Origin of the sequence: Shigella sp. FC1567 (assembly GCF_001743015.1) — a bacterium.
Taxonomy (GTDB): domain Bacteria; phylum Pseudomonadota; class Gammaproteobacteria; order Enterobacterales; family Enterobacteriaceae; genus Escherichia; species Escherichia coli.
Genome location: NZ_MIIV01000230.1, coordinates 1 through 2,008, shown reverse-complemented (window position 1 = coordinate 2,008; position 2,008 = coordinate 1). Strand labels below are relative to the sequence as shown.

The following is a 2,008-nucleotide window of genomic DNA, read 5'->3' as shown; positions in this document are numbered from 1 at the left end:
AAAGGTTCTCAGTATGTATCGCTGGCCTACACACAGCGGCTTAAGGAAGCCGGATTACTGGCATCAACAGGAAGTACAGGCGACTCGTATGACAACGCGATGGCGGAGAGCATCAATGGTCTTTACAAAGCGGAGGTAATACACCGTAAGAGCTGGAAAAACCGTGCAGAAGTGGAACTGGCCACACTCACGTGGGTGGACTGGTATAATAATCGACGATTGCTGGAAAGGCTGGGCCACATCCCTCCGGCAGAAGCAGAAAAAGCTTATTATGCTTCTATCGGAAACGATGATCTGGCAGCCTGAGTTCACAGATAAAACACTCTCCAGGAAACCCGGGGCGGTTCAGGATGACGGATGGCTGGCCGCTGTATGAATCACGCCTGAAGGGAAAGCTGCACGTTATCAGCAAGCGTTACACTCAGCGCATTGAGCGACATAATCTGAATCTGAGACAACATCTGGCAAGGCTGGGACGGAAGTCACTGTCGTTCTCAAAATCGGTGGAGCTGCATGACAAGGTCATCGGGCATTATCTGAACATAAAACACTATCAGTAAGTTGGAGTCATTACCACCAGTGCGGTTAATAACAATGGAGTTACAGAACTTTTTGCCTTGCTGCATACAGAAGATGTCTGTCGCTAATTTCGGTAAGTTATCAGATGGGAATGATGACGGTGATACACAGAAAAGAATCAATGAGCAATGAGGGTTGCCAGGCAACCCTCATTGAATAAAACAGGAATTACTTCGCTTCGCCGTTTTTCATTTCGCCCATAGCTTTCAGCTTTTTGGAGATATCGCGGCGTTCTTTGGAGAGCTCGGCATTTTTGATGATGTAATCGTCAACGCGATCTTCATAGTCACCTTTCATGCTGGCGATGATGCCCTGGATTGCTTCAACGCTCATCCCCGGCTTGATGTAATCGCTCAGGTTGTCCAGCAGCAGGACGCGCTTCTGGTTGTCACGGATCTTTTTCTCAACGTCCTGAATTTCACGTTGCAGTTTGTTCTTACGACGGAACAGACGAACAAATTCCAGTACGTCCTGGAATGAAGGCTTGGTAGTTTCCATTTTTATACCCCTGATAATGTGAGAGTCGGATTCGTTTAAGCAACCGCTATCCGTTAGAGCCAACATTACTCATAGCTGCCGCAGATGACAATGCTTTTATCCCTTTTCACTATCATACCCTTTATCCTTGCTGAATCGAAGCAGCAGCAAGATGATTCTGTAGTTCAGGAATTATTTGCGCAAGGCCCGGCAAATCAGATTCGATAGCAACTCAAGCTGATGTGCCGTTTCCATGTTCAGCCACACATAACCATAGATTGGTGTTTCCACAACCTTCAGGTCATGGTGGTTATTGAGCAACTGACGCAGCTCTTCCACTGCATCGTTCAATTTTTCCGTATTGGCAAAAACCGGCTGCGGATTACCTTCGTACAACGCATGAACAAGGCTCAGCAGTATTTGCTGCATCATGTGCTGGGTATCACGAAGTTTTTGCGCGTTCAATAACACGAAATGGCTGGGGCGCGTGGCCCAGTACGCATTGATTTGCAACTCCAGCATACAAACCAGATTGCGGTTAATGGTCTGGATACCTTCATATATCGATTTTGGAATACGGGTTTCTTTGCTGGCGGGCGCAATCAGCCCACGCATTTTCACGGCATCGGTCAGGAGTTTTTGTAGATGGCTTTCCAGACGTGGGCGTTCGAGTAAGTTCGGTGAGAATGCAGATTGATAGACCCGATTATACTCGGTCAGACTTTTCGCCAGTTGAATGCGCCAGTGGATGAACGCCCGTTGTGGCCAGATACCGGTAAACAACATTGCCAGTAAAGAGCCGAGGAGCACATCGCCGCTTCGCCATAACGCCGTATCAATTTCACCTGTCGGGTGAAGTGGTCAACAAAAACTGGCCACCGAGTTAGAGTTTTTCCAGTATCGATTTTCCGATTCGTTTGGGGGGAACCCACCGTTATATTCGTGCGGTCTT

Annotated in this window: 2 protein-coding genes and 3 pseudogenes; 3 read left to right on the top strand and 2 right to left on the bottom strand. The window is 47.8% G+C overall.

What is annotated here, in order from left to right:
- From BHE85_RS14170 to BHE85_RS28240, 3 genes and pseudogenes are all read left to right on the top strand, one after another.
- A partial coding sequence (locus BHE85_RS14170; protein ID WP_032232747.1) for an integrase core domain-containing protein occupies positions 1-306 on the top strand: 306 nt, incomplete at its 5' end.
- Between the two features lie 44 nt (positions 307-350).
- Positions 351-560, top strand: a pseudogene (locus tag BHE85_RS14165) (IS1 family transposase); the annotation flags it as partial.
- 6 nt (positions 561-566) lie between these two features.
- A pseudogene (locus BHE85_RS28240) lies at positions 567-647 on the top strand (EutP/PduV family microcompartment system protein); the annotation flags it as partial.
- Between the two features lie 100 nt (positions 648-747).
- Here the strand turns inward: BHE85_RS28240 and BHE85_RS14160 are convergent.
- Positions 748-1,077 carry a DUF496 family protein gene (locus BHE85_RS14160; protein ID WP_000450409.1) on the bottom strand — a complete coding sequence of 110 codons (330 nt, stop codon included), beginning with the start codon at positions 1,075-1,077 and terminating at the stop codon, positions 748-750.
- 171 nt (positions 1,078-1,248) lie between these two features.
- A pseudogene (locus BHE85_RS14155) lies at positions 1,249-1,908 on the bottom strand (FUSC family protein); the annotation flags it as partial.
- Positions 1,909-2,008 lie beyond the last annotated feature (100 nt).

Coding starts and splice junctions, on each gene's coding strand:
- BHE85_RS14160 (WP_000450409.1), bottom strand. CDS start 1,077: ATGGAAACTACCAAGCCTTCATTCCAGGACGTACTGGAATTTGTTCGT.